Genomic DNA, 25,731 nt, shown 5'->3' on the forward strand with positions numbered 1-25,731 from the left:
TAATCCCCTTTCCTTGCGCAACAAGGATTCCGTCCTCCCTGTAAGGAAAGGCGAAACCCTTGTTTGCCATCTCTATTGCCTGTTCAGGCTTTTTTTAGTTATTATAGGGCTGTTTGCAGTCCATTCTCCAGCACACGGACCAATTGGCCTTCACTTTCATTAACGCCCGCCTTCGTCAGCTTCACGCGGCACACCTTGCCCACCAGATCCTCAGAACCTTCAAACACCAGTTGAATGTAATTGTCACTGTAACCGTGAAGCATGCCGCTATCTTCGGTCCCTTTCGGCGCAACTTCCGGAATGACCTCCAACACCTGACCGACAAACTTCTCTGCATAAGCCAACTGCATTTGCTCTGACAGTTCAATCAGCTCATGCACACGTGCATTTTTCACGTCCTCGTCCACCTGATCCTCCATACGCGCCGCAGGTGTGCCACTGCGCTTGGAATAAGGGAACACATGCATTTCCGAGAAGCCGATTTTTTTCATCAGCTCATAGCCGTTGCGGTACATTTCGTCCGTCTCCCCAGGGAAGCCAACAATAACATCTGTCGTAATCGCCACATCCGGCATCGCCTTGCGAATCATGAGCATTTTATTGTAAAACTCTTCGGTTGTGTATTTACGGCGCATCCGTTTCAACACAGTGTCGTCTCCCGCTTGAAGCGGTATGTGAAAATGACGCACTAGCTTGGTGGAACGATTCAGCACATCGAGCATTTTTTCATCTATCTGGCTGGCTTCAATCGAGCTGATACGGATACGCTCCAGCCCTTCCACCTTCTCCAGATCCCACAGCAGATCGGACAGGTCATAGTTGTCTATGTCGTCACCATAACCGCCTGTATGAATGCCCGTGAGCACAATTTCCTTGTAGCCCGCATGCACCAGTTGACGCGCCTGAGTCATAATGCTCGCGGCATCGCGGCTGCGGGACAGCCCACGCGACCACGGAATGATGCAGAAGGTGCAGAAATTGTTGCAGCCGTCCTGAATTTTCAAAAACGCACGTGTGTGGTTAGCAAAATCAGGTACATCCATTTCCTCGAACACGCGCGTTTTCATAATATTGCGCACAGCATTCACTGGTTGGCGCGACTCTTGAATCTCCTGTACAAACGGAATAATTTTGTCCCGGTCCTGAGTCCCGATAACGAGATCAACGCCAGGAATATCCATAATTTCGGCAGGAGAAGTCTGGGCGTAACAGCCCGTCACTGCCACAATGGCATCTGGGTTCCGACGAATCGCACGGCGAATGATCTGACGACTCTTTTTATCGCCGGTATTCGTAACGGTGCATGTATTAATAAGGTAGACGTCAGCTGTCTGCTCATCAAAATCTACCTGCTCATAGCCTTCATTTTTGAACAGTTGCCAAATCGCTTCTGTATCATAAAAGTTTACCTTACAACCCAATGTGTAAAATGCCACTGACGGCATATTAAACCCCTCCCATTTCTCCTGACTCATATAAAATGCAAGCCAATGCAGCCATACCTGCGGTTTCCGCACGCAAAATGCGTCTTCCCAGCCCCGTAGACTGCGCTCCGGCCTGCTCGGCCTCCAGACTCTCCGCTTCGCTGAAGCCGCCTTCCGGGCCCACTACTAGCAGAACACGCAGCTTGTCCATCGACGTCCATTGTCCTGCCAAAGGCTGAATCACGTCCCGTAGCTGCCGCCCCTGCTCTTTTTCATAACAATAGCATATCAAATCATACTGCGAAAAAGAAGCCAGCAGCTCCTTCCACGTCATCGGCGCGCTAATTTCCGGAATCCGGTTACGGTGGCTTTGCTCAGCCGCTTCCTTCACAATCTTGCGCCAGCGCTCCAGTCGCTTGCCTTCCTTTTTGGCATCATACTGCACGACCGTACGCTCGGACAAAAACGGTATAAACCCCGCTGCCCCGATTTCTGTACATTTTTGCATAACGGTCTCCATCTTGTCTCCCTTGGGGAGACTTTGGGCAATGGTGACCTGCACATGCGGTTCGGAGGTCATCTCCAGCGGCTCGACGATTGTCGCCGTCACACGATCCTGCTCTATCGTATCCAGCGCAGCCAGCGCTTCTCTTGATACCCCGTCACTGACTATAATTTTGTCACCACTACGACCCCGCATGACCTTGGCGATATGCCGCGCGTCCTCACCCGCAACAATCACGTGATCTTCCAGAAACTGCTCTGCCGGAATAAAATAACGCTGCATTCTCTCTCACACCTATTCTAAAAATAACTGTTATCCACTGACGTTCCGTACAAAATCCGAATAAATCACCAAGCAACATCATATCATCTTTTGCGCCTGTATGACCAGTCTGTTCCCTCTTCCATTCGCGTAATACCTATCTGTTCTCGTAAAAAAAAAGGAGCCCTTAGGCTCCGAACAATCCGGTGATGTAAAAAGAAAACTGCAAAAACTGGATATAGATCATCTGGGCCAGCATGTAAAGAGGTTCAATCGTTACAGCCCGAACCTGCGGAATGACCAGTATAAGCAGAAAAATAAAGATGGACCACTGTTCAAACTGCTGAAGCTTACGGCGCACAGGAGTTGGAGCTACGTCTTCCACAATGCGATATCCATCCAGCGGAGGCAGTGGAATCAAGTTAAAGATAAACAAAAACAGATTCAAATTGATCAGTGCATTGATAAACAAATAGATCGCCTGAGCCACCCGCTGGTTCTCCATACCCGGCAGCACTTGAAAATGAAGGAGCATGGCATAGATCAATGTAGTGACAAATGCAAGCAGCAGGTTACTCAGCGGACCGGCAGCCGAAACAATAATGCCCATAAGGCGCGGACGGCTAAAATTGTCACGGTTAACCGGAACAGGCTTGGCCCAGCCAAAGCCCCCGATCAGCAGCAACAGCGTACCCAGCAGATCAATATGCACGGCCGGATTTAAAGTCACGCGCCCAAGCAGCTTGGCTGTGGGGTCACCAAATTTATTGGCATAATACGCATGTGCAAACTCATGCACCGTAAAAGATATGATCACAGCCAGCAAGTAAAATGGAAGAACATTCAAATTTACACGAAAAATATTTTGTAAAAAATCCATGGTTACCTCTTTCTCGCCACAAACGCCAGCCAATCCTCATCCCGGCACGTTTCGGCAATGTCGAAGCCAGCCGCCTTCAAGGCGTTTTCGACAACCTCTTCTTTGTTCTTCCAAATCCCTGAAGCGATATAAATACCACCTGGCTCCAGAGCCTTGTACACATCATCAATAAACAGCAGAATAATTTCGGCCAAAATATTAGCGACCACCAGCTTGACTGGCAACTGGATACCCAGCGTTGGATCGCTCGCATTCAGTACAGACAGCAGATCGCTCTCTTTAATAGTAATGCGATCCTCCAGTCCGTTCAGATGGGTATTTTCCCGCGCACTGGATACCGCTACGGGATCAAGGTCCAGAGCCAGTACATGCTTCGCTCCCAGTTGCACGGCTCCAATCGCCAAAATGCCGGAGCCTGTGCCCACATCAATAACTTCTTCTCCACCCTTAATCACTGATTCCAGCGCTCTCAGGCAAAGTGATGTTGTGGGATGCGTTCCGGTGCCAAAGGCCATGCCGGGGTCCAGCTCAATAATTTTTTCATCTTCACTGGCAGGCTCATAGGCTTCCCAAGTAGGTTTGATCGTTAGACGATCCGACACACGCAAAGGCTTGAAATATTGCTTCCAGGCATTCGCCCAATCATCCTCGTTGACCGTTTTCAGCTCATACCGAACCTCGCCGGGATCAATATCAAATGTTCTCAATTCTTCGACGCGTGGCTCAATTTGCGCACGTATGCCGTCCATATCCACTTCTTCGGCAAAATACCCCTTGATGGTCGCTTGTCCTTCAGGAATATCATTCAAGGGCCGATCATACCACTGTCCGTAGGACGTATCGCGTGGTTTGTTCAGCGTACCGGATTCTTCAATGGAAACCCCTCCCGCACCTGCTTCGTGCAGAAAATTCGAAATCATTTCGACGGCTTCTTCGGTTGTATGTATTGTAATTTCATTCCACAACATGGTTTTCATTTCCTCCTCATTTCACATGCATACTCTATATTGTACTATATACATGCACATGAGTTCAAAAAAGCTAGTATCATCGGAGTGCAAAATGTTTTTGTAGAACTTGTGTATGTTGTCCACTCTTTTAGTCCAAGCACCCTTAACTCTAGTATATACAATATAGTATATTCAAAGAAGGAGTGACTTATAATGGCCACGCCTGCGACTACTGCTTTCGTCTCCGGTCCCCTTGTTTTTAGCGCAACAGCATATAGCGGATAATTAATAAAAAGAGGAAAGAACATAAATAAGACGGGCTATCCCACAATCTTAATGATGGGGGATAACCCGTCTTATTAAATCTACTCGCTGTCGTTTATGATGCGTTGCTGACGACGATCAGCTACTTCACTACGCCGGATCGCTTCCAAATCCTGAGCATCTGCCTGCTCTGCCGAGAACTCAACATCCTCATTTTTGGCAGATTGCGCACGCTTAATTTTCTCGGTTTTGGTCAACACTTTATCAAACCGTTTGTTTTTGGACATCGGTTACAGCTCCTTCCAAACTTTTTACAGCATTCCACCCGCCTGCTCCACGATGGACATCGCCTGGTGATGAATAGATTCATCCACCACAGCGGTCAACAAAATATCGCGGCCTGTCGGTCCACCCTGTCCTCCATCGCTCATTCCGCTGGCAGACGGATCGGCCGCAGCCAGTATCGCCGGGGTTGCATCCGTAAAGTCCACTCCCTGTGTTAGTGAGGACAAGCTGCTAATCTGTCCCGAAAATACAGGTAATCCAGCGTTGCCCGTGGACTGTCGCGGATATCGGCTAAATCGGTCTATCGACACATCCGCTGCCCGGAGAGCTTCCAGTTTTCTAGCCGCTCCTTGCGCTTCCTCGGGGCTTTTGAAATACGCCAAAATATTTTTTTCACCCATCCCCAAAAACTCCCTGTGTGGTATTTAGCGCAACTCCTGTTCAAGAACATAGACAGTTGCGCTTTGCTATATCCTGCTCATTGGCACGGATTTATATTCTCCACGAAAGCGGAACGGAACAGACAGCACCGAGTTTAGTAGGCTGAAACGGTTGGAAGTAGTTTGTGAAGACTATAACTTTTGCGGGTGCAGAACGGCGACAGGAGCTTTACCTGCCTTGGCTACCCCCGTCTCCCATGCAGCGCGAACGACAGCATCCCGGACCTTAGAGACTACCTGCGGATTAAACACATTGGGGATGATATAAGTTTCACTTAGCTCTTCAGGACTGATCGCATCGGCAATGGCAAGTCCGGCAGCCAGCTTCATTTCTTCATTAATCGTCGTAGCATGGCAATCCAGTGCGCCCCGGAAAATTCCCGGGAAGCACAGCACATTGTTAATCTGATTTGGAAAATCGGAGCGGCCCGTAGCCAATACACGTACAAAAGGCGCTGCTAAAGCTGGATCAATCTCTGGCTTCGGGTTCGCCATGGCGAAGACTATAGGATCAGCAGCCATGCTCTGAATATCCTCCACACTCAGTAAATCCGGGCCTGACACACCGATGAAAACATCAGCTCCCACAATCACCTCGGATAAACTACCACTCAGATTATGGGGATTGGTCATATTCGCATACTCTGTCCAATGCGGGTTGCTGTATTCTACTCCACGATGAATGGCTCCTTGCCGATCAACGCCAATCAGATTGCGTACACCTGCCTTGAGTAGCATACGAGAGCAAGCCATACCAGCCGCACCGATACCTGCAAATACAACTTTGACATCCTCCATTTTCTTGCCGCATACCTTCAGTGCATTGACCAGACCCGCCAATACTACGACTGCCGTGCCGTGCTGATCATCATGAAATACCGGAATGTCCAACTCCTCTTTCAATCGTCTCTCGATCTCAAAACAGCGTGGTGAAGAAATGTCCTCCAGATTAATGCCTCCAAAGGCAGGAGCGATCATTTTGACGATTTGAACAATTTCATCAGGGTCCTTCGTATTGAGACAGATTGGAAATGCGTCTACGTCTGCAAATTGTTTGAACAGTACCGCCTTACCCTCCATCACAGGCATGGCCGCCTCCGGTCCGATATCCCCTAATCCAAGCACCGCTGTTCCGTCCGATACGACCGCCACCGTATTTTTTTTGATCGTTAATTGATACGCTTTAGCTGGATCATTCGCAATTTCCATACAGATTTCAGCTACACCAGGTGTGTATATCTTGGATAGCTCCTCCATGCTTTCAATCAACTGTTTGGGTTGGGTCTCCATTTTACCGCCCTCATGTAATTGTCTGATTTCATCCAATAAACTACTCATATTTCTCTCCATCCTTTCATGTCTGTATTCAAGCTATGAATTTCATGTCTGTATATAAAACTCGTCAGCTCCATAAATTGAGTAACAAGGTTGCTAAAATGACCGTGGCTGCCCCGCCAATACGGGTTGCAATTTGCGCAAAAGGCATCAGCTCCATCCGATTGGATGCAGACAAAATGGCCACATCTCCCGTGCCCCCTAATCCGCCGCGACAACTGGTCACCAGTGCGGCTTCCACCGGGTACATATTAATCCATTTTCCGGTAAAATACCCGGCAACAATTAATGCAACCACGACCGATGCACAGGTGATGGCATAAGGAATCGTCAAAATCCCAACCACACTATCCAAAGGCACGTATAAAATCCCCAATCCTACCATCAATGGCCACGTCAGGCTTGCCGTTATACATTTGTACAAATGAAAGGCTCCCTGCTCCAGCTGATTCGGCATGATTTGAACACATTTAATAATAGCCGCTGCCAAAATCATCAGAATGGGTCCTGGAATATGAAGATACGGCTCTAACAGCTTACCTACGATAAAGAAAGTACAGGCCAATAGCAATCCTCCACCCATCAATGGAAAAGAAACGGGTTGATCCAAACTTGTAGGGGCTAGCTTTTCTTCTTTATTAAGCTTCAGCAACCTTCCGTTACCCGAAGTATTTGGTCTCTTCTCCGCTAATCTCTTAAGAACACCCGCACCTATAATTGCAACGATGTTCCCGATGATCGCGGCCGGGATAAACTGGGATACGAATACCGCCGAATCTTTGCCCAGGACCAATCCATACGAGATGGACAAAGGTAAAATACCTTCTCCAATCCCACCGGAGATAATGGGAATGATGATATAAAAGAACGTATGATAGGCACTGTAGCCAAAAGCCATCCCCACGACCATACCTGCTGCAACAGCTGCAATGGAGCCTACTATAATGGGGGCAAAAATTTTGACGATTCCGTTCATCAGCATTTTGCGATCCATACCAAGAATACTTCCGGTTACCAAACAAGCGATGTAGAAATAAAGAAAATTCGAAGTTTTCATGAGCGTGTGTACAGCTCCCATCGCGGACGGACTGAACATATTCCAAAATACCATCAACGATGGAACCATGAGTGACAAAATGGCTGGGCCGCCAATATGCTTGAGCAACGGAAGTTTGGCACCCAGTTCACTGAGCAGTATGCCCAAAATCATGATGACGGCGAATCCGCCCAACATATCGTTCGGAAGTCTTTGTGTAATCGCAGCTGCGTATACAACCAATGCAATCACAACGTAGAGCGGAAGCGGAATAACCCCCACTTTTATCCTGCCTAACATCCTGATTCCATCTGCAGGATTTTTATGCCATTTTTGCCCTTTTTGAATGACAGCCTGGTTTGTAGCATTTCCCATAAAGCTCCCTCCTTGTAGTAAAGAACGATGACCATGTTTCCATTCTACACCTTGGAAAGCGCTTTATTTGGTTTCAAAACTAATAATTCACTTTTGTAACTAAAGTAATTAGAGGGAGCCTAAATTATAACCGGCCATGATTTCTTCTGCCTGCGGCAAAATACGATATTGGTAAACAGGTCGTCCGATGGAACCATAGATGGTTTCCATGACAAGCACCTCAATTTCCGTCAAAAAAGTCAGATATTTGCGCATAGACACCCTGGATATCCCTGCACTCTCTGCAATATCCTCGGTGGAAAATAGCACCGCTTTATGCTGCCGGATACAATTCCATATCATAGCCAGCGTTGACTTTGTTATCCCTTTGGGCAGTCGGGCCAAATCCTTAGTCGAGCTTTTATGATACAGGAGACGGTCCAGCTCCTCCTGTGAAAGCAAGCTGTGTTCACGCACGATGCTAATATGCTCCCGGTAACCCGTAAGTGCCTCCAGAAAGCGATTAAAGTGGAACGGCTTAATCAAATAATCCACCGCGCCGAAATTCATCGCTTTTTTGACACTGTTCATATCACTTGCAGCTGAAATCACGATGACGTCCGCATTCACTCCTGTCTCCCGTATGAATGACAGCAAATCAAGGCCATTGCTTTCCTGCATATATACATCTAGTAAAATCAGATCAATTGCTCGTTCAGCCAAAAATTTCTTGGCCTCTTCCACAGAAGAAGCCCAACCTCCACATTGAAAACCCTCTACCTGCTCCATATATTTGCGGTTAAATTCCGCAACCATCGGATCATCTTCTACAATCAGGACATTAATCATGTTCATCATTCCCCGTTATAATATATGGAATCGTAATCTGAAAACAGCACCCTTGCTCGGCCGGAATCAGCTTTATGGTTCCTTTTAATCTCTTCACGCTTTGCATCACCAGATAAAGCCCCATTCCCCGTGAATCTCCCTTGGTTGAAAAACCTTTTTCAAATATCGTTTCCACGAGACTTCCCGGTATACCCGGACCATTGTCACACATTACACATGTCAGACAGCCGTTCTTCTGATTTTTCTCATAATAGAAGGACAGGGTAATCCACTTGTGGTCCAGAGATTCCATTGCCTCCACTGCATTATCGAACAGATTTCCAAGTATGGTTATCAATTCATGAATGGTTTGGGTTCGATCGGTTTCAGGCAAGTGACTGCCTGGAGTCAATTCGAAGCTCACCCCAACCTCTCTGGCCCGGCTTAGCTTCCCCAAAACAAAGCCCGCCATCACCGGGTCCCTGATCTGCCGGGTAATCGAGCCAATCTCCACTTGATGATGCTCAACGGCATCCATGATGTAATGCTCCAGCTTATCGTACATTCGCAAATGTACCATCCCCATAATGACATGCAGCTTGTTCATAAATTCGTGAGCCTGCGCACGCAGCGCCTCCGTGTACAGGGACACTCCTGTCAAACGTTCGGCAAGCCGGTTTACCTCCGTTTTATCCCGAAAGGTTACAATTGCTCCCACGATTTCCCCTTTGACCCGTATCGGAACACTGGTGGTGAGCAAGGTTATTCCCCCAAGCTCCATGTCCTCATCCATTCGTGGAGTGCCTGTCGCCAAAACCTCTTGTAATCGAAAAGCGGACAAATAAGCGTTAATCTCCTGCCCTGAAGACGAGATATCCTCAATTCCCGCTTGCCTGAACAGACGAATTGCTTCCGCATTCATCAGTATGATACGGCTGGACTCATCCACCGCAATGACTCCTTCCTTGATGGATTGCAGCATAGCACTGCGTTCCTCCAGCAAGCGTGCGATTTCCGGTGGCTCCAGACCAACCAGCATACTTTTGATTTTACGGGCCAGCACCACAGCACCTCCAGTGCCGATCAGCATCCCGATACCAATAGCGATAGCAATAAGCCGGTAGTTCCCCACCTGAGCCCGCTCTACATCCTGTAAAGAAATACCAACGACAATTGCGCCTACCTGCTTACCTGTAGAACTGAATACGGGAGAAAAGGCTCGCATGGACAAGCCCAGCGTTCCCTTCGCAACAGACACGCTCTCATGACCATGAAGTGCAGTGTATTCATCTCCCCCGACAAAGGCTTTGCCGATCTTCCTTACATCCGGGTGTGTTTTACGAATCCCCTTCATGTCCATAACGACGACAAACTGAATGTGATTAGCCGATGAAACACTCTCCACATACTCCTGCATGGGGGGAGACGACCCGGACTGTTGCAAATGCTCGACAATAAGCGGCGTATGGGCGAGTGTACGCGCGATGGACATCGCTCTTTCCTCTAGCCCCATTTCGGTTTCATGCTCAACTCTCTCTGCGAATAACAAAGTTACAGGCAGGAGCACCAGTGCCATAACCAGACAAACCAGCAGCGTAATCAGCCCTCTGAGCTTGAATAGCGGTTTACCCCGACGCAGCTTAGGCTGTGACTTTTCGATAGAACTCACCCTTTCACACCTCATGTTAAATCTAAATAGTCCAATATGCTTATACAAAAATGGTTATGTATGTGTTTACGTGAATTTGCATAGCTATAATATCATACAGCTTCATTCTACTCTTTCGCTATAACAAAATAGGGAACTATTCCGTAATTACGGAACAGTTCCCTCCGATTCATGGTTGAAGCTCCGCGATTCTAACTTAGCTTAGTCGCCTCGGAAGGCGCGCTTCACACGGTCAAAAAAGGATTGCTCATTCTCATGTGTCTGCTCGCCGCTAAGCGAAGAGAACTGACGCAGCAATTCCTTCTGTTCCTCGCTCAGCTTGCTAGGCGTGACCACGACCACCTTAATATGCTGGTCGCCCTGACCTACGCCACGCAGTTTTGGCACACCCTTGCCTTTAAGACGGAAGTATGTTCCTGTTTGCGTACCAGCAGGAACCTTCAGCTTCACTTTCTCGGTCAGCGTCGGAATTTCGACTTCATCTCCCAATGCCGCCTGCGAGAACGTTAGCGGAATTTCGCAGTAAATATCGTCTCCCTCACGCTCAAAGAAATCATGCGACTTCACACGGAAAACGACATACAGATCACCTGCCGGTCCACCGTTGACACCGCCTTCGCCCTCACCGTTGATACGCATTTGCGCACCGTCATCCACACCCGCCGGAATGCGGATATGAATTTTACGTTGCTTGCGCACACGACCAGAACCGCTACAAGTGGTGCATTTCTCTTTGATGATTTTACCGGAGCCGCCGCAGTTGGAGCATGCGCGACGATTAACCATCCGGCCAAACGGTGTATTCTGCACCACTTCTTCTTGTCCGCTACCCTTGCAGACGGAACAGGTTTGTGGTTGAGTACCCTTTTTGGCTCCCGTACCATGACACGTATCACACGTTTCCGTGCGCTCAATGTTAATGTCGGTTTCCTTGCCGAATACAGCTTCCTTGAATTCGATCGTCATTGTATATTGAAGATCATTACCACGCTGCGGTGCATTCGGGTCACGTCGACCATTGCCGCCACCGCCAAAAAACATATCAAAAATGTCGCCAAATCCGCCACCAAAGTCGGCTCCACCACCGAAGCCGCCTCCCATGCCCTGATTCGGGTCTACATGACCGTATTGATCGTATCTTGCCCGCTTCTGACCATCACTGAGAACGTCATAAGCCTCTTTCACTTCTTTAAATTTGGTTTCCGCGTCCGCAGCCTTGTTCACGTCCGGATGATACTGACGCGCCAGCTTACGGTAAGCCTTTTTAACATCTTCATCCGAAGCGCCCTTCGCGACGCCCAGCACCTCATAATAATCGCGCTTATCAGCCAATGTTCCACCCCCATGCCTACAACGTGTCTGCACTACATATAAAAGGAAAGCCAAAGGCACGGGATGACCCGGCTTTGACCTTCCCATCATTTCAAGGCAGTACAACCCGTAATATGCTTATTTATTCTGAAAATAACTGTTACCCATAGGCTAATCGTTATTTATCAAGGCAGCTACGCTGCTTCTTTTCATTCAGTATATTATAACGCACCGGTGTACCGTAATGCTACCACCACCGATTCGTGGCTTAGTCTTTCTTCTTGTCTTCGTCAACAACTTCATAGTCTGCGTCAACGACATTGTCGCGACCTTTGCTATCTGCTGCGCCGTCTTGAGCTTGTTGAGCCTGTGCTTCTTGAGCAGCTTGCTCATACAGCTTCACAGACAACTGCTGAACGATCTCAGTCAGCTCTTCAGTAGCCTTTTTGATGTCTTCCAGGTTGTCAGTTTCCAGCGTTTTTTGCAGATTTTCTTTAGCTGCGTTCGCTTTTTCAACTTCGCCTGCATCCGCTTTTTCGCCAAGATCCTTGATCGTTTTGTCTACGGAGTAGATCAGTTGGTCCGCAGAGTTTTTAGCTTCTACCAGATCTTTGCGTTTTTTATCTTCTTCTGCATGCAGCTCAGCGTCTTTCATCATACGTTCTACTTCCTCATCGCTCAAGCCGCTGGAGGATGTGATCGTAATTTTTTGGCTCTTGCCTGTACCTTTATCCGTAGCAGATACGTTCACGATACCGTTGGCATCCAGATCAAAGGTAACTTCGATTTGCGGTACACCGCGTGGTGCTGGAGGAATATCTCCCAGTTGGAAACGGCCCAGCGTTTTGTTGCCTGCTGCCATTTCACGTTCACCTTGCAATACGTGGATTTCCACGCTAGGCTGGTTGTCAGCATACGTTGAGAACACCTGCGATTTGCTCGTAGGGATCGTCGTGTTACGCTCGATCATTTTAGTGAATACGCCACCTGCGGTTTCAATACCGAGGGACAATGGAGTTACGTCGAGGAGAACGACGTCTTTCACATCACCTGTCAGCACGCCTGCTTGAACTGCGGCACCCAAAGCTACCACTTCATCAGGGTTTACGCCTTTATGAGGCTCTTTGCCTGTCAGTTTCTTGATCGCTTCCTGTACAGCCGGAATACGTGTGGAACCGCCGACCAGAACGATTTTGTCGATGTCGCTGGCACTCATGCCTGCATCTTTCATCGCTTGACGAGTAGGTCCCAAAGTACGTTCTACCAGACCTTCAGACAATTCTTCAAATTTCGCACGAGTCAGGTTCAACTCCAAATGCTGTGGAACGCCGTCAGCTACCGTAATGAACGGCAGGGAAATCGTCGTTGTCAGTACGCCGGACAGCTCTTTTTTCGCTTTTTCCGCTGCATCTTTCAAACGTTGTACAGCTGCTTTATCTTTGCTCAGGTCGATGCCTTGATCTTTTTTGAACTCCGTTACGAGATAATCAATAATCACTTGGTCGAAGTCATCGCCGCCCAGCTTGTTGTCGCCGCTTGTCGCTTTAACTTCGAAGAAACCGTCACCCAGCTCCAGAATGGATACGTCGAATGTACCGCCACCCAGGTCATAAACAAGGATTGTTTGGTCTTCGGATTTTTCCATACCGTATGCCAGTGCAGCTGCTGTTGGCTCGTTGACGATACGCAGCACTTCCAGACCCGCGATTTTACCCGCATCCTTGGTTGCTTGACGTTGGCTGTCATTGAAGTAAGCTGGAACCGTGATAACGGCTTGAGTTACCGTTTGGCCCAGGTAAGCTTCAGCATCGGATTTCAGCTTTTGCAAAATCATAGCGGAAATTTCCTGTGCAGAATATTCCTTGCCGTCGATGCTTTCTTTATGATTTGTACCCATGTGACGCTTGATGGACATAATTGTACGGTCCGGGTTCGTGATTGCTTGGCGTTTTGCTGTTTCACCTACAGTACGTTCTCCATCCTTTTTGAAACCAACAACCGAAGGGGTTGTGCGCGCGCCTTCCGGATTTGGAATTACAACGGCTTCGCCACCCTCCATAACAGCCACACAAGAGTTGGTTGTACCTAAGTCAATACCGATTACTTTACTCATCAGACAATTCCTCCTTCAGTATATGCGAGGCCCTCAGGCCAAAATAGTTAAAGCAAACGATTTATTGCTAATGTATATTAAAAAGCTACATGCTCACTTTTACCATAGCCGGACGAAGCACCTTGTCCTTCAGCATGTATCCTTTTTGCACCTCTTCAACGACGATGCCTTCCTCATGCTCTTCGCTTTCCACCTGCATAATCGCCTGATGGAAATCAGGGTTAAACGGTTGGCCCACCGCATTCATGGCCGTCACTCCCTCAGCCTGAAGCACGCTCTCAAACTGACGGAAGATCATCTCCACACCTTTGGTGAATGACTCAGCCTCCGCTCCTTGCGGTGCTGTTACCAGCGCACGCTCGAAGTTATCCAGAATAGGCACCAATTCGGTAACCAGTTTCATGGATGCATATTTGGCAAGGTCCTCTTTCTCTTTTAGCGTACGACGGCGAAAATTATCAAAATCTGCCTGTGCACGTAAAAACCGCTGTTGATTCTCTTCTGCCTCCACGCGAAGCTTAGCCAACTCTGTATCACCCTCTTGGGCTTCCAGTGCTGCCGCTTCGTTCACCGGCTCTTCCTGCTGGTTCGTCTCAGTGGCTTCTTCTGTGCTTACATTTTGTTGTTTTTCTTCTTGGAACGCTTGTTCTTTCTTCAAAATGTTTCACCTCCTTCAAGTCATAACGCACTTCATTTCAAATTGCTGTTACTTTGCAAAAACACGCAGCAATGCACCCGCGCAGGATACATACCGTATCCCGGCGCGGACTTGTAGCACCGCAACATGTGCAGTCTTATTCTATTTAAACCGCTGCGTGAGCATTGCGGTCAAATCCTTAGACAGGATACCCAAAATATTAATAACTCTCGCATACTCCATCCGTGTCGGACCCAGTATACCTATTGTGCCCAACGCTTCGCCATCTACTGCATACGTCGCGGTGATCAGACTGCAATTGGCAAATGCTTCATGATCATTTTCTGTCCCGATGCGGACTTGAATTTCGGGCGCTCCGGCGACAGGCGTCATCAGCTTAAGCAGGGTCGGTGTTTCCTCCAGCAGATCGAGAATATGTTTGACCTTTTCAACGTCCTTAAATTCAGGCTGATTCAGCATGTTCGTCGCACCGCTCAAATACAAGCGCTGATCCGATTCATTATCCAGTGCTTTATCCAGCACCTTCATAGCGTCCTCAAAATGAGACACATGCTTCTCCATCTCCTGACCAAGCGCAGTGTAAAGACGTGATTTAAGCTGATAAATCGGCACGCCGACCAGCTTGTTGTTCAGCAAATTCACAACCTTCTCCATCTCGGAAATCGAAATTCCCGGCGGAATATCCACTGTCTTGTTCTCCACCTGACCGGTATTGGTCACGATAATCGCCACAGCAGTTGTTTCGTTGAGTGGCAATAGCTGAAAATGACGCAATGAAGTATGAAAAACCTCCGGCCCAAGCAGGATGGAAGTATAATTGGTCATATGGGACAAAATACCAGATGCGTGCTGGATTACTTGTTCCATTGCATTCAGCTTTTCGGCGTAAAAGGCTTTTAGTTCCCGCGTTTCCATAGGCTTCAGCGTATCCAATGGTACCAAATGGTCCACATAATAGCGGTAGCCTTTATGAGACGGGATGCGTCCCGCAGAAGTATGGGGTTGCTCGAGATAGCCCTGTTCCTCCAAATCCGACATTTCATTACGGATCGTGGCGGGGCTGAATCCGACATCCTGCCTTTTGGATATGCTGCGGGAACCCACTGGCTCAGCCGAACGAATGTAGTCATCAATAATCGCATTCAGAATGAGTCTCTGACGTTCGGTTAACAAGCGAATCCCCCCTTATGTTTATCCATAATAGCATGATTGTTCAATGGAATCATTAGCACTCGTTCGCGATGAGTGCTAACCGATAATACAAAAATACCAAACCGACCGGATCATTGTCAAGTCAGATCAGTATTTTCAATTACATAAGCTGAACTTTAAAGTTTCTTATTGTGCCACTGCGCAGTCGGATGGTGCTTCCCATCGCCACCGCCCCCGGATTTCTTGAATAAAGCTTATAAGGGTAGAAATCCGGGGACAAAAGCGACCGCTTCGCTTGTACAGCACCATTCCGCCTACTCCGTTTTATGTTCATTTTTCGAATTCAACTTATAAAGCTTTAAAATATATCAATTCAAAAGTAATTATCAATATTACTTGCGTTGAAATAGCCCAATTTCAATTTACTAACTATTTGGTCTTCCGTTAAATTATTTACAATAATTTCTCTTTCGAGATTCTCCAGCCAAGCAATTTTCATGCGTTTCATAAAAATAGTCAACAAAAATTGAAGTAGTATTACAATAATGACCATAACTAAACCATCAAAAATTTGTTTCCACAATATATTATTAAAATTGTAATTTGTACAAATATAACTTGTTAGCAATAAAGTCATTATGAGTTTAAGCAAATCACTAAATAAAAGCCTGATAATAATTATCAAGAGCTTTTCATGAAGCTTATGGGCTTCAATTCTTTTTTCAGAATTCACATCGGTAGATGAATGCTCTTCAAATTCCCCTTTCCTATGCGGATCAATTATAAGCTTGCAAGTAGGTACTGTTTCAAATAAATACCGTATACAATATAGAATAAAATATAGAATAAACAAAAAATTTTTCGAGTGAAATAGAAAATATGCATTTGATCCTAAAAATGATATAAGCATAATTAGCTGATATCTCCACAAAATTTTTAATCCTTTTATATCAATTGAACTGGTTGGGGAACCATACTTCTTTATTTTTCCTTGCCTATAATAACTGTTAAAAAAGTCGAAAAGCGTAATTGCTGTATTACCGAATAGTACATACCCAATTAAAACAGTCTTCCAATTTTTTTGAATAGCTGCGATATCTGGATATATCCAATAAGCAAGGCCCATAACTGCCAAAAGCAAAGTCCAATTAGTAATACCACTTGAAATAATTTTTTGCCGCTCTCTTTCCTGTAGTCTGTTAACATAATCAAGCCAGTCTTTTTGTAATTTCATTCTTTCCATTGATGTTAGGCCCTTCACTTAAAATTAGCTACTAAACCATACCTTTTTGACTTCAACGATTGCACCTGTACTGAGACGAATCGCTGAATCACTATCCGTGGCACAAAAACGAACTGACCTGATATTCTCAGGTCAGTTCAGCATTTTCAACACCGCAATTTCATCACAATTGTTTTGCTTACTACAGTGAATGCAATCAGTCCATACCTTTTCAGGGAAAATCTCTTTGTTTACCACATCAAACCCGTTTTTTATAAAAAAGGAGACCTCGTAGGTCAAAGCCATAATTTTAGGGATACGCTGTCGCCGCGCTTCTATAATGAGGCCCTCTACGAGCTTGGAGCCGATGCCCATGCCTTTATGTCCTTCAGAAATACCAAGTGAGCGAATCTCAACCAAATCATCACCCAGTTTGCATAAAGAACCACAACCGACGACTTCGCCGTCCACTTCTGCCACAATAAACAGCTCCAGTTGGCGCATAAGCACTTCCCTTGAACGTGGCAGCATTATTCCTCGCTCTGCATAGCCGCTAATCATTTGATATAAAGGCTCCACATCCTCAGGAACCGCACTTCTGCACAATACATCTTTACACACTGAAGCCATCTTGCTCTCCTCCTGCCGCTTGCCGCATATAATGAATAAATATACAACATTGCGCATAGAATCGCAATACTCCATTTACCCTGCCGTGACAGAATTGTGTTATAAAATGAATATTCCCGCTTATGGTGTGCAAACGTACCGTTTTGTAGCCTACGACTTACGAATTTACTGTAATGGAACCGATGAACTCCGCAAATACATCATTTCCGAACAAAATACCACGTTCGCTCAAACGATAACCGTCCTCGACCGGCTCGATTAATCCAGCATTCAGCATTTTTCCGAGAGGGGCCGTAAATGTATCCTCCAGTGACTGACCGAATTGAGCCTCAAAGCGGGACTTCGAGACGCCTTCCAGCATTCTCAAACCGACCATGAGAAAATCCTCCATCGCTTCGGCCGCTGGCACCTCAAAGCTATCCAAACGCGGCAGTCCGTTACGGGTAGCCTCCACATAAGGATTAATGCCCTTAATGTTCATATGGCGCTCTCTGCCAACATATCCGTGCGCCCCTGCGCCGAGACCATAATAGTCCTCATTACGCCAGTAGGTCATATTGTGCTTACTTCCCAGACCTGGCTTCGCAAAATTGCTGATCTCGTACTGCTCATAGCCCGCCTCTTTCATACGACGCATCAGAAGCAAATACATTTCCAGTTCATCGTCTTCATGTGGAAGTGGAAGCTGATTTTTCTGGTACAGCGTGTGGAATAGCGTATTTTCTTCGACCTTCAAGCTGTAAATGGAGTAATGAGGAAGTCCCAGCTCCAGCGCCCGGCTGACACTTTCATGCAGCATTTCTACGGTCTGATTCGGTAAACCAAACATCAGGTCAATCGACAGATTGTCCAATCCGACCTTGCGTGCATTTTCCAGACTACGATAAACGTCATCTGTATTATGAATTCGACCAATACCCGTAAGTAGCTCGTTTTGAAAAGCCTGTACGCCGAAGCTGAGCCGATTTACACCGCCTTCTTTCATCACGGTGAGTTTCTCAAAGTCAGTTGTGCCCGGATTGGCTTCCATGGAAAACTCAATGTCTTCCGACCAATTCGGGAAGTAGGTACGGACGCTTTTTAGGAAATATTCCATTTCCTTCGGATTCAGCGTTGTTGGTGTACCGCCCCCGACAAAAATAGTTTTAATCTCACCCGGCGGGTGAAGGCGAACCGTATGCTCCATCTCCCGTTCCAGTGCATACAGGTATTCCATAACAGGCTGATCCTTGAGTACATAAGAGTTAAAGTCACAGTAAAAGCATTTGTTCGTGCAAAAAGGTATATGCAGATAAACCGCTTGAGGCGCGGATGAATATTCATGTTTGTGTATGGATGCGGTCATACCGATCCTCCTTGTTAGGTGTGGTGTGGTAATTTGAAAAATAACCTTAAAAGGTTAAAATCCGGGGGTAAAGGCGAACGCTAACGCTTCTTCAGAACGATTCCATTCACTCCGCTGCTGCCCACCGACAATGGGCCATTTTTTAGTGTAAGTGTTGCAATTAGCTTGCTCAAATAAAGAACGTCCATTCTCCATGCACGGCAAAGGCCACATGAAAGAATGGACGAATACCGCTTGGGAACAAGCGGACCTTAGTATCTTGCGGTGCATCACAGAGTGTGTACCTAAGCTACTACGGGATCATGCTGTTGGTACTTATTCGTATTCAATTCATACACAACGTTCTGTGATGTACTAAATTGAATACGGTGCTGCTTGTTTCAAGCAGCTTTACTCATCTATTTTCAGTACCGCCATAAATGCTTCCTGTGGTACTTCCACGTTACCTACTTGCTTCATGCGCTTCTTGCCCTCTTTTTGCTTTTCAAGCAGCTTCCGTTTACGGGAAATATCGCCGCCGTAGCATTTGGCCAGGACGTTTTTACGCATTGCCTTAACGGTTTCACGTGCTACAACCTTCGTCCCGACAGATGCCTGGATTGGCACCTCGAACATTTGGCGTGGGATCAGCTCACGCAGCTTCTCGCAAATAATACGTCCGCGATGGTAAGCGCGATCTCTGTGAACGATGAACGATAACGCATCAACCTGTTCGCCGTTTAACATAATATCCATTTTCACCAAATTAGACTGGCGATAGCCTGAAATTTCGTAATCGAAGGAGGCGTAGCCCTTGGTGCTGGATTTAAGCTGGTCAAAGAAATCGTACACGATTTCGGACAGTGGAATCTGGTACGTAATAGTTACCCGTGTCGTATCCAGATACTCCATGGTCACATACTCACCGCGCTTGGTCTGGCAAAGCTCCATAACCGTACCTACGTAATCATTAGGCACGATAATGCCTGCCTTCACGTATGGCTCCTCCACATGATCAATCCGTCCGATTTCCGGGTAATTCGACGGGTTATCGATCTGGATCGTTTCGCCATTCGTCAGCTTAATGCGGTAAATAACGCTCGGCGCTGTCGTAATCAGCGGGATGTTAAATTCGCGTTCAATCCGTTCCTGAATAACGTCCATATGAAGCAGACCGAGGAAGCCACAACGGAATCCGAAGCCCAACGCGCTTGATGTTTCTGGCTCAAAGCTGAGCGAAGCATCGTTCAGTTGCAGCTTTTCGAGCGCCTCACGCAGATCGTTATACTCGGATGTTTCGATCGGATACAGCCCGCAATATACCATCGGATTAATTTTCCGATAGCCCGGCATCGGTTCTGGTGTTGGATTTTTGGCATCCGTCACCGTATCCCCGACACGCGTATCGCCCACATGCTTGATACCGGCAACGATAAAACCAACATCACCGATGTTCAGCTCGTCCACGATGCTCATACGTGGCATGAAGGCTCCTACCTCGATAACCTCAAACGTTTTATTGGTCGCCATCATTTTAATTTTAGAACCAGCCTTGATGCTGCCATCCACGACGCGGACATAGACGATAACGCCTTTATATGGATCATAATGCGAATCGAAAATAAGCGCCTTCAGCGGATTATTCGGATTCCCTTGCGGAGCAGGAACGCTTCTGACCACTTGTTCCAAAATTTCCTTGATACCGATTCCAGCTTTGGCCGATGCGTGTACAGTCTCGCTCGTATCCAGGCCGATAACATCCTCGATTTCCTGCTTCACCCGTTCAGGATCGGCACTTGGCAAATCAATTTTGTTAAGCACCGGCAGAATCTCCAGATTGTTGTCCAACGCCAAATATACGTTAGCCAATGTCTGTGCTTCAATACCCTGTGCCGCGTCTACAACCAGCAAGGCCCCTTCACAGGCCGCCAAGCTTCGGGAAACCTCATAGGTAAAATCGACGTGTCCCGGTGTATCAATCAGATTCAAAATGTACTCTTCGCCGTCATCGGCCTTATAAGTGAGTCGCACTGCCTGGAGCTTGATTGTAATCCCGCGCTCCCGTTCCAGATCCATCTGATCAAGCACTTGCTCCTGCATTTCACGGGATGTGAGTGCACCGGTGTATTCCAAAATCCGGTCAGCCAGCGTGGATTTACCGTGGTCTATATGTGCAATGATACTAAAGTTCCGAATTTTACGTTGTCTTGCCAAAATGTCAGTCATGCCTTACCCCCACACAATGCCTAGTGTCAATCAGCTTATTATAGCAGTTGTATAGGGGGTCAGCAATATTTCTATTCCGTTACTCCGTCAAAAACAGACACAACCCAGCGAATCCCCTGTCTTGACAGGTTTTGCAGTAGCCCGGCCGTTTTGTCCGCCATGGTATCCACCGAGGTTTGTTCTGCCTTGACAGCCAATAGTTCACGCGGTGTCTCCTGGCCCTGCAAATTGGCATCCTGTGCTGTCGAATACCACTGGCGAGTTTCTCCTGTGGCTTCGGTCTCACCTCGTTCTTGTGGATTAGCTTTGTAAGTAGCCGCTCCCGTTCCGGAGTCCATTACGACATTCCCATTTCCGTTATATGTGCGGGTATACGCACGAGCATCGGCTGCGGGTGTGTCTTCAATAACCGTCTGCTCATATCCGACAACGTTCTGCTGTACTTTGCTCTGAACCGAGTCCCCGGCCCATTCAGGACCATATACAGAACGCAGTCCGGAGCCTGCCAGTTGCATGCCGAGCAGAACTCCCGCCCCCATCAGAAGTACAAATCCAAGCGCTCTTTTACGAAAATGTCCAGACATTGCATTCCCTCCTTTCCACCGCCTCAATTAATTGCCACCGTTGCTCTTTTTCGTATCGGATACGTTAGTACCCGCTTTCTGTGCTTTCTGATCCTCCCAGTACACCTCACCGATCATATCTGCCAGAACGTCAGAGGTACGTTTCAATTCCTCTTCGGTATTATCAATCCCGCCAATTTCGATCAAAATGCTATGGGAGGACAAGCTCTGATTGTACTCACCGTTGTTGCCTTTACCGCCATCCTTCCCCCATATCCCACGGGAAACGCCGTGATACGACTTTTCCAGCTTCTCATGAATACGAGCGGCGAAAGCTTCATTTTTGCGCCAGTTTTTGTTGTCATGGCCGATAATAAAATACACCTTGGCATAAGAAAGTCCGTTTATCGTTGCTGTCGTTTTGCCGTGACGTTGAGAATCTCTGTGGATATCAAGCAGATAGGTTAAGCTTTTATTTCCAGCCAAAGCTTCCTTGACCGTTTCACGCGAATATTTATAGGAATAATTCCAATTGTAATTTTGAACGGTTTTGGCATAGTCCTTGTTCACATGCAAAGTAGATATCCCTTGCTTCTCCAATCTCTTTTTTACAAAATCCCCTACTCTCGACACATTGGATGATTTAGAGCCAGAATTGGGATTGGAGCTGGTTTTACTGAGCAAAGGGTTATATGCCTCACTCGGATGAGAATGGTAGATTAATATACGTTTGGCACCTTTGGATGCTGTATCACTCGGATCATCTTCTTGCGCAGGGTCCGTTTCCGGTGTTGTCGGAAGATCTGGCGTTGTAGAGCTATTGTTCGGCGGGTTCGTAGAAGCGTCCGGGCCGCCGGGAGCATCTGTCGTTCCCTGATCAGGCTGGTAATCCGTAGGCGCCTCCACCTTGTTGTTCCCTGAGCCCTTGCGCAGCAAGACAGGCGTACCCGCAGACATCCCAGGAATTTCGCGAGCTATGAGACTTTTGGGGTCCTGTGGATTAATACCTGTGAGCATTTGGAAAACAAAAGGCGACCATTGTTCACCCGACAACGAAGATTGTTGCTCCTTCTGTGCCAAATGAGGTACTTCCATACCGAGCATGTCCGCAAAAAAACTGCTGGAAACCGAGCCTGCAAATCCTTTCATCGAAGACACCGGTGACGTTTGTAAACGATTTTCCGCCAGTCCTCCCAGTCCCAATACAACAAATAAAAGCGCCGAGCCCATAATAAGCAGCACAAGCGTATGTCCCATAGCCAAAATTTCAAGGCCCTTTCTTCTCCATCTTCCGACGTTCCAGGTTTGAATTTTTTTCATGTGGGTCTTGTCCTCCTTCGTCCCGTCGAAGCCCGCCTCATGTTCAGAACCCTATAGGTTCAGTTAGCAGCGGAAATCTCTTATACTTCAACTCTATGAACGAAGAACAATTACTAGAACACAAAAAAATCTCCACCCCCAGGTAAATCCCACTCTTTATTACAAGAGATAGGATGCCTGCTAGATAGAGATTTTGTGTATGAAATATGCTTTTACTACCCCTGATTAATGTGTATAAGCGGCGACGTTGCCAGGATCGACGGCTTCATGCAGGGCAGCGTTCAATCCGGTTGCAATGATATTCGCAATATCTTCGATAAATTCGTCAATCTCCTTAGGTGTCACAATCAGATCATGTCCCAGCGGCTGAAGTACCTCTCTCACCAGTCCAAGTCTCTCAGGCTCGGAAATATCATCCAGCATCCCTAGTATTGCTTTCGTAGGAGCCTTTTCCTTGGCAAAATGTGTTTTCATCAGCTCAATTACATTATTTACGATGGTCGAAGCGTAGCATACCGTTGGAACGCCGATGGCAATGCACGGAACACCCATAATATCCTTGGTGATGCCGCGCCGCTTGTTACCAATACCTGAGCCCGGATGAATCCCGATATCCGCCACCTGGATGGTCGTATTGACGCGCTCCAATGAGCGTGACGCCAGAGCGTCAATAGCAATAATCAGTTCTGGCTTCGTGCGATCAACGATACCCTGAACAATTTCGCTCGACTCGATCCCCGTAATGCCAAGAACCCCCGGTGCAATCGCGCTCACATCCCGATAACCCGGATTGATTTGATCAGGCGTCAGTTCAAAAAATTGACGAGTCACCATCAAATTTTCAACGACAAGCGGACCTAGTGAATCGGGAGTGACATTCCAGTTGCCTAGACCTACCACAAGTACGCGTGCCTTACTGGAGATCCCTATTTTTTGTATAAATTGCTCCATCTCCTTAGCGAATGCGATGGCTACCCGTTGCTGGAGCCCGGTGTCACCTTTACGTAAACCAGGCACTTCTAGCGTCACGTAATGCCCCTGAACCCGTCCAATACGGTTAGCACCCTCTTCATTCAGTACATCCAGACGCGTTATTTTAATACCGTTATCTTCCTCCACGTCCTCGTTGATGCCCGCCAGCGGCATTGGCTGATTGCGTTCCGCCAGTTCTCTTGCCTCCAGCGCCAAATCCGTACGTACCGCATACTTCTGCAAATCCAAATCCATCATTTACGCCTCCTTTTATACCATCTCAGGTTATAGTGTGCGAGACACCCAGCAGGTTTATGCACATCCATTTTCATCCTGTAATCTACCCCAGTCCGGAATGTTTCCTTATTGCAATTTGAGGTGTGGCATGCTAAAATATTTTAAGTTGTGAAACGTTTGTGTTCATAAGTAATGCCTTTACAGGAGGTGAATGTAATGCCAAACATCAAATCCGCTATCAAACGCGTTAAAACAAGCGACAAACGCCGTGCGTTGAACGCTTCTCAAAAATCCGCGCTTCGTACAGCAGTAAAAGCTGCCGATACAGCGTTGGTGAATAACGAAGCTGAAAATGCTACTGCTGCTTTCAAAGTAGCTTCCCAAAAGCTGGACAAGGCTGTAACTAAAGGTCTGATCCACAAAAATGCAGCTGCTCGCAAGAAATCCCGCTTGGCGAAAAAACTTAACGCTCTTACAGCTCAAGCGTAAGCAAGAGCTACTTTTATACGTTAATGAAAAAATCCTGACCAGCCTTGGCTGATCAGGATTTTTTAGTTCACCACGATTGGATTCTGCGATGTTAACTCTCGCTTAAAATAAACCGATCGGCAAACGGGCCGGGTTAGACCGAAGCCCCCGCGCCCATTTTCAGCAAAAACATCTCCAGCCCCAGCACCTTGTCGACAACTCCGGTTTTCATGCGGTAATCCAGCTCACCCAAGTCGTAGAGAAGCTGTCGCAGCTGCTCAGGACGGAATCTCCGCGCCTGCTCGCCGGCAACTTTCACCCCATATGGATGCAAACTAAGCTGACTCGCAATTTGCTGCTGGGAATAACTTTGACCCATCAGCTCCTTGACCTGCAGCATAATACGGAACTGTCGCGTGATCAAAGCTGCAATCTTGATCGGTTCCTCTTTTTGCTTAAGCAGCTCATAAAAAATACTGAGTGCCTTATCCAGTCGCAAATTAGCCAAATCCTCGACCATCGCAAACACATTTTGTTCCGTGCTGCGAGGCACAAGTGATTCAATATCGGCTGTGGAGATGATACCCTGCGCACCTGCATACAAGCACAGCTTGTCTATCTCGGCAGCCAGCGATTGCAGTCCGGTCCCCGTATATTGAATGAGACTTTCAGCAGCTCCCGCAGCCAATTGGACTTCTCGTTCGCCTGCACGCTTATGAATCCATGCCACCAGGTCATCTCCCCCCAACGGAGTGAAGGCAATGACCGAAGCGTCACTTTTCAGCCTTTTAACAATCTTTTTCCGTTCATCCAGCTTTTCAGCCTGAACCGTAAAAATGATAATGCTATAGTCAGCCGGGTTATCCATATAAGTCAGCAACGCTTCAATGCGGTGCTCAATCTTACCGCCATCCTTGCCTGCCGCAAATACACTGGTGTCCCGTACAATAATCAGCTTTTTTGGCACCAAAAAAGGCGCAGTCTCGGCCTCCTCCACGACTACCTCAATTGGCGTCTCGGTCAGATCGTAGGGAATAATAGCAAAGTCACGATGCTCCTCTTCCACCACTTTTTCCTTAAGCATATCGACAAACTGCTTCATTTGATATTTTTCGCTGCCGTAGAGCAAATATACTGGCGAAATATCGCCTTTGCGAATAGCCTTAGCGGCTGTTTTTGCATCCATTCTCCGTACCCCCCATCCATTGATCGTACCCGACATCTGGTCGGAAGGCAAGTCATTATACAAACGAAAGGACCCTGCCTATAGGCAAGATCCCTTCACCACCATCTATATCAACACG

General features: G+C 47.2%; 23 protein-coding genes. 1 reads left to right on the plus strand and 22 read right to left on the minus strand.

Annotated elements, in window-relative coordinates:
- Nucleotides 1-101 precede the first annotated feature (101 nt).
- The 21 genes from mtaB to gpr form a co-directional block, all read right to left on the minus strand.
- Complete coding sequence (gene mtaB / locus AC0WRU_RS16420) at nucleotides 102-1,445, minus strand: tRNA (N(6)-L-threonylcarbamoyladenosine(37)-C(2))-methylthiotransferase MtaB (protein WP_476125573.1); 1,344 nt, start codon at nucleotides 1,443-1,445, stop codon at nucleotides 102-104.
- A 1-nt stretch (nucleotide 1,446) separates the two neighbouring features.
- Complete coding sequence (locus AC0WRU_RS16425; protein WP_476125574.1) at nucleotides 1,447-2,211, minus strand: 16S rRNA (uracil(1498)-N(3))-methyltransferase; 765 nt, start codon at nucleotides 2,209-2,211, stop codon at nucleotides 1,447-1,449.
- Nucleotides 2,212-2,377: 166 nt separating this feature from the next.
- The gene (locus AC0WRU_RS16430) at nucleotides 2,378-3,070 is read right to left on the minus strand and encodes a site-2 protease family protein (RefSeq protein ID WP_025681987.1); all 693 of its coding nucleotides are present in this window, start codon (nucleotides 3,068-3,070) and stop codon (nucleotides 2,378-2,380) included.
- Nucleotides 3,071-3,072: 2 nt separating this feature from the next.
- Nucleotides 3,073-4,038 carry a 50S ribosomal protein L11 methyltransferase gene (prmA, locus tag AC0WRU_RS16435; RefSeq protein WP_025681988.1) on the minus strand — a complete coding sequence of 322 codons (966 nt, stop codon included), beginning with the start codon at nucleotides 4,036-4,038 and terminating at the stop codon, nucleotides 3,073-3,075.
- 347 nt (nucleotides 4,039-4,385) lie between these two features.
- Entirely contained in the window at nucleotides 4,386-4,571 is a 186-nt protein-coding gene (locus AC0WRU_RS16440; RefSeq protein ID WP_134913423.1) for a YfhD family protein, read from the minus strand.
- Between the two features lie 24 nt (nucleotides 4,572-4,595).
- On the minus strand, nucleotides 4,596-4,970 hold the full coding sequence (locus AC0WRU_RS16445) for a hypothetical protein (protein WP_069012560.1): 375 nt from the start codon (nucleotides 4,968-4,970) through the stop codon (nucleotides 4,596-4,598).
- 171 nt (nucleotides 4,971-5,141) lie between these two features.
- Complete coding sequence (locus AC0WRU_RS16450; protein ID WP_476125575.1) at nucleotides 5,142-6,347, minus strand: NAD(P)-dependent malic enzyme; 1,206 nt, start codon at nucleotides 6,345-6,347, stop codon at nucleotides 5,142-5,144.
- 64 nt (nucleotides 6,348-6,411) lie between these two features.
- Nucleotides 6,412-7,755: a 2-hydroxycarboxylate transporter family protein gene (locus AC0WRU_RS16455; protein WP_476125576.1), complete on the minus strand. Its 1,344-nt coding sequence runs from the start codon at nucleotides 7,753-7,755 to the stop codon at nucleotides 6,412-6,414.
- Between the two features lie 108 nt (nucleotides 7,756-7,863).
- Entirely contained in the window at nucleotides 7,864-8,583 is a 720-nt protein-coding gene (gene dcuR / locus AC0WRU_RS16460) for a two-component system response regulator DcuR (protein ID WP_476125577.1), read from the minus strand.
- Nucleotides 8,576-10,231, minus strand: a complete 1,656-nt coding sequence (dcuS, locus tag AC0WRU_RS16465; protein ID WP_476125578.1) for a DcuS/MalK family sensor histidine kinase — start codon at nucleotides 10,229-10,231, stop codon at nucleotides 8,576-8,578. The genes dcuR and dcuS overlap by 8 nt, the downstream gene beginning before the upstream one ends.
- A 201-nt stretch (nucleotides 10,232-10,432) precedes the next feature.
- Nucleotides 10,433-11,563, minus strand: coding sequence for a molecular chaperone DnaJ (gene dnaJ, locus AC0WRU_RS16470; RefSeq protein WP_025681994.1), 1,131 nt, complete (start codon nucleotides 11,561-11,563; stop codon nucleotides 10,433-10,435).
- Nucleotides 11,564-11,810: 247 nt separating this feature from the next.
- Nucleotides 11,811-13,655, minus strand: coding sequence for a molecular chaperone DnaK (dnaK, locus tag AC0WRU_RS16475; protein WP_134913419.1), 1,845 nt, complete (start codon nucleotides 13,653-13,655; stop codon nucleotides 11,811-11,813).
- Nucleotides 13,656-13,740: 85 nt separating this feature from the next.
- On the minus strand, nucleotides 13,741-14,313 hold the full coding sequence (gene grpE, locus AC0WRU_RS16480) for a nucleotide exchange factor GrpE (RefSeq protein ID WP_476125579.1): 573 nt from the start codon (nucleotides 14,311-14,313) through the stop codon (nucleotides 13,741-13,743).
- A gap of 141 nt (nucleotides 14,314-14,454) precedes the next feature.
- Nucleotides 14,455-15,486, minus strand: a complete 1,032-nt coding sequence (hrcA, locus tag AC0WRU_RS16485; RefSeq protein WP_476125580.1) for a heat-inducible transcriptional repressor HrcA — start codon at nucleotides 15,484-15,486, stop codon at nucleotides 14,455-14,457.
- Between the two features lie 352 nt (nucleotides 15,487-15,838).
- Nucleotides 15,839-16,708 carry a hypothetical protein gene (locus tag AC0WRU_RS16490; RefSeq protein WP_476125581.1) on the minus strand — a complete coding sequence of 290 codons (870 nt, stop codon included), beginning with the start codon at nucleotides 16,706-16,708 and terminating at the stop codon, nucleotides 15,839-15,841.
- Nucleotides 16,709-16,840: 132 nt separating this feature from the next.
- Complete coding sequence (locus tag AC0WRU_RS16495) at nucleotides 16,841-17,317, minus strand: N-acetyltransferase (RefSeq protein WP_476125582.1); 477 nt, start codon at nucleotides 17,315-17,317, stop codon at nucleotides 16,841-16,843.
- Nucleotides 17,318-17,474: 157 nt separating this feature from the next.
- Entirely contained in the window at nucleotides 17,475-18,662 is a 1,188-nt protein-coding gene (gene hemW / locus AC0WRU_RS16500; RefSeq protein ID WP_025681999.1) for a radical SAM family heme chaperone HemW, read from the minus strand.
- A 390-nt stretch (nucleotides 18,663-19,052) separates the two neighbouring features.
- Nucleotides 19,053-20,867 carry a translation elongation factor 4 gene (gene lepA, locus AC0WRU_RS16505; protein WP_476125583.1) on the minus strand — a complete coding sequence of 605 codons (1,815 nt, stop codon included), beginning with the start codon at nucleotides 20,865-20,867 and terminating at the stop codon, nucleotides 19,053-19,055.
- 71 nt (nucleotides 20,868-20,938) lie between these two features.
- On the minus strand, nucleotides 20,939-21,451 hold the full coding sequence (locus AC0WRU_RS16510; RefSeq protein ID WP_476125584.1) for a hypothetical protein: 513 nt from the start codon (nucleotides 21,449-21,451) through the stop codon (nucleotides 20,939-20,941).
- 27 nt (nucleotides 21,452-21,478) lie between these two features.
- Nucleotides 21,479-22,750 (minus strand): stage II sporulation protein P, encoded by a 1,272-nt coding sequence (locus tag AC0WRU_RS16515; RefSeq protein ID WP_476125585.1) that lies wholly within the window; start codon nucleotides 22,748-22,750, stop codon nucleotides 21,479-21,481.
- A gap of 225 nt (nucleotides 22,751-22,975) precedes the next feature.
- Entirely contained in the window at nucleotides 22,976-23,977 is a 1,002-nt protein-coding gene (gpr, locus tag AC0WRU_RS16520; RefSeq protein ID WP_134914608.1) for a GPR endopeptidase, read from the minus strand.
- 198 nt (nucleotides 23,978-24,175) lie between these two features.
- On the opposite strand from gpr, the gene rpsT reads away from it, so the two are divergent.
- Nucleotides 24,176-24,448, plus strand: coding sequence for a 30S ribosomal protein S20 (rpsT, locus tag AC0WRU_RS16525; RefSeq protein ID WP_025682004.1), 273 nt, complete (start codon nucleotides 24,176-24,178; stop codon nucleotides 24,446-24,448).
- Between the two features lie 133 nt (nucleotides 24,449-24,581).
- Here the strand turns inward: rpsT and holA are convergent, their stop codons facing one another.
- On the minus strand, nucleotides 24,582-25,613 hold the full coding sequence (holA, locus tag AC0WRU_RS16530) for a DNA polymerase III subunit delta (protein ID WP_476125586.1): 1,032 nt from the start codon (nucleotides 25,611-25,613) through the stop codon (nucleotides 24,582-24,584).
- Nucleotides 25,614-25,731 lie beyond the last annotated feature (118 nt).

The sequence above is a fragment of the Paenibacillus sp. 1-8 genome (assembly GCF_056316205.1).

Bases quoted from the DNA above. Each gene is read 5' to 3' on its own strand.
- mtaB (WP_476125573.1), bottom strand. From the start codon at position 1,445: ATGCCGTCAGTGGCATTTTACACATTGGGTTGTAAGGTAAACTTTTAT.
- AC0WRU_RS16425 (WP_476125574.1), bottom strand. From the start codon at position 2,211: ATGCAGCGTTATTTTATTCCGGCAGAGCAGTTTCTGGAAGATCACGTG.
- AC0WRU_RS16430 (WP_025681987.1), bottom strand. From the start codon at position 3,070: ATGGATTTTTTACAAAATATTTTTCGTGTAAATTTGAATGTTCTTCCA.
- prmA (WP_025681988.1), bottom strand. From the start codon at position 4,038: ATGTTGTGGAATGAAATTACAATACATACAACCGAAGAAGCCGTCGAA.
- AC0WRU_RS16440 (WP_134913423.1), bottom strand. From the start codon at position 4,571: ATGTCCAAAAACAAACGGTTTGATAAAGTGTTGACCAAAACCGAGAAA.
- AC0WRU_RS16445 (WP_069012560.1), bottom strand. From the start codon at position 4,970: ATGGGTGAAAAAAATATTTTGGCGTATTTCAAAAGCCCCGAGGAAGCG.
- AC0WRU_RS16450 (WP_476125575.1), bottom strand. From the start codon at position 6,347: ATGAGTAGTTTATTGGATGAAATCAGACAATTACATGAGGGCGGTAAA.
- AC0WRU_RS16455 (WP_476125576.1), bottom strand. From the start codon at position 7,755: ATGGGAAATGCTACAAACCAGGCTGTCATTCAAAAAGGGCAAAAATGG.
- dcuR (WP_476125577.1), bottom strand. From the start codon at position 8,583: ATGATTAATGTCCTGATTGTAGAAGATGATCCGATGGTTGCGGAATTT.
- dnaK (WP_134913419.1), bottom strand. From the start codon at position 13,655: ATGAGTAAAGTAATCGGTATTGACTTAGGTACAACCAACTCTTGTGTG.
- AC0WRU_RS16490 (WP_476125581.1), bottom strand. From the start codon at position 16,708: ATGGAAAGAATGAAATTACAAAAAGACTGGCTTGATTATGTTAACAGA.
- AC0WRU_RS16495 (WP_476125582.1), bottom strand. From the start codon at position 17,317: ATGGCTTCAGTGTGTAAAGATGTATTGTGCAGAAGTGCGGTTCCTGAG.
- hemW (WP_025681999.1), bottom strand. From the start codon at position 18,662: ATGACCGCATCCATACACAAACATGAATATTCATCCGCGCCTCAAGCG.
- lepA (WP_476125583.1), bottom strand. From the start codon at position 20,867: ATGACTGACATTTTGGCAAGACAACGTAAAATTCGGAACTTTAGTATC.
- AC0WRU_RS16510 (WP_476125584.1), bottom strand. From the start codon at position 21,451: ATGTCTGGACATTTTCGTAAAAGAGCGCTTGGATTTGTACTTCTGATG.
- AC0WRU_RS16515 (WP_476125585.1), bottom strand. From the start codon at position 22,750: ATGAAAAAAATTCAAACCTGGAACGTCGGAAGATGGAGAAGAAAGGGC.
- gpr (WP_134914608.1), bottom strand. From the start codon at position 23,977: ATGGATTTGGATTTGCAGAAGTATGCGGTACGTACGGATTTGGCGCTG.
- rpsT (WP_025682004.1), top strand. From the start codon at position 24,176: ATGCCAAACATCAAATCCGCTATCAAACGCGTTAAAACAAGCGACAAA.
- holA (WP_476125586.1), bottom strand. From the start codon at position 25,613: ATGGATGCAAAAACAGCCGCTAAGGCTATTCGCAAAGGCGATATTTCG.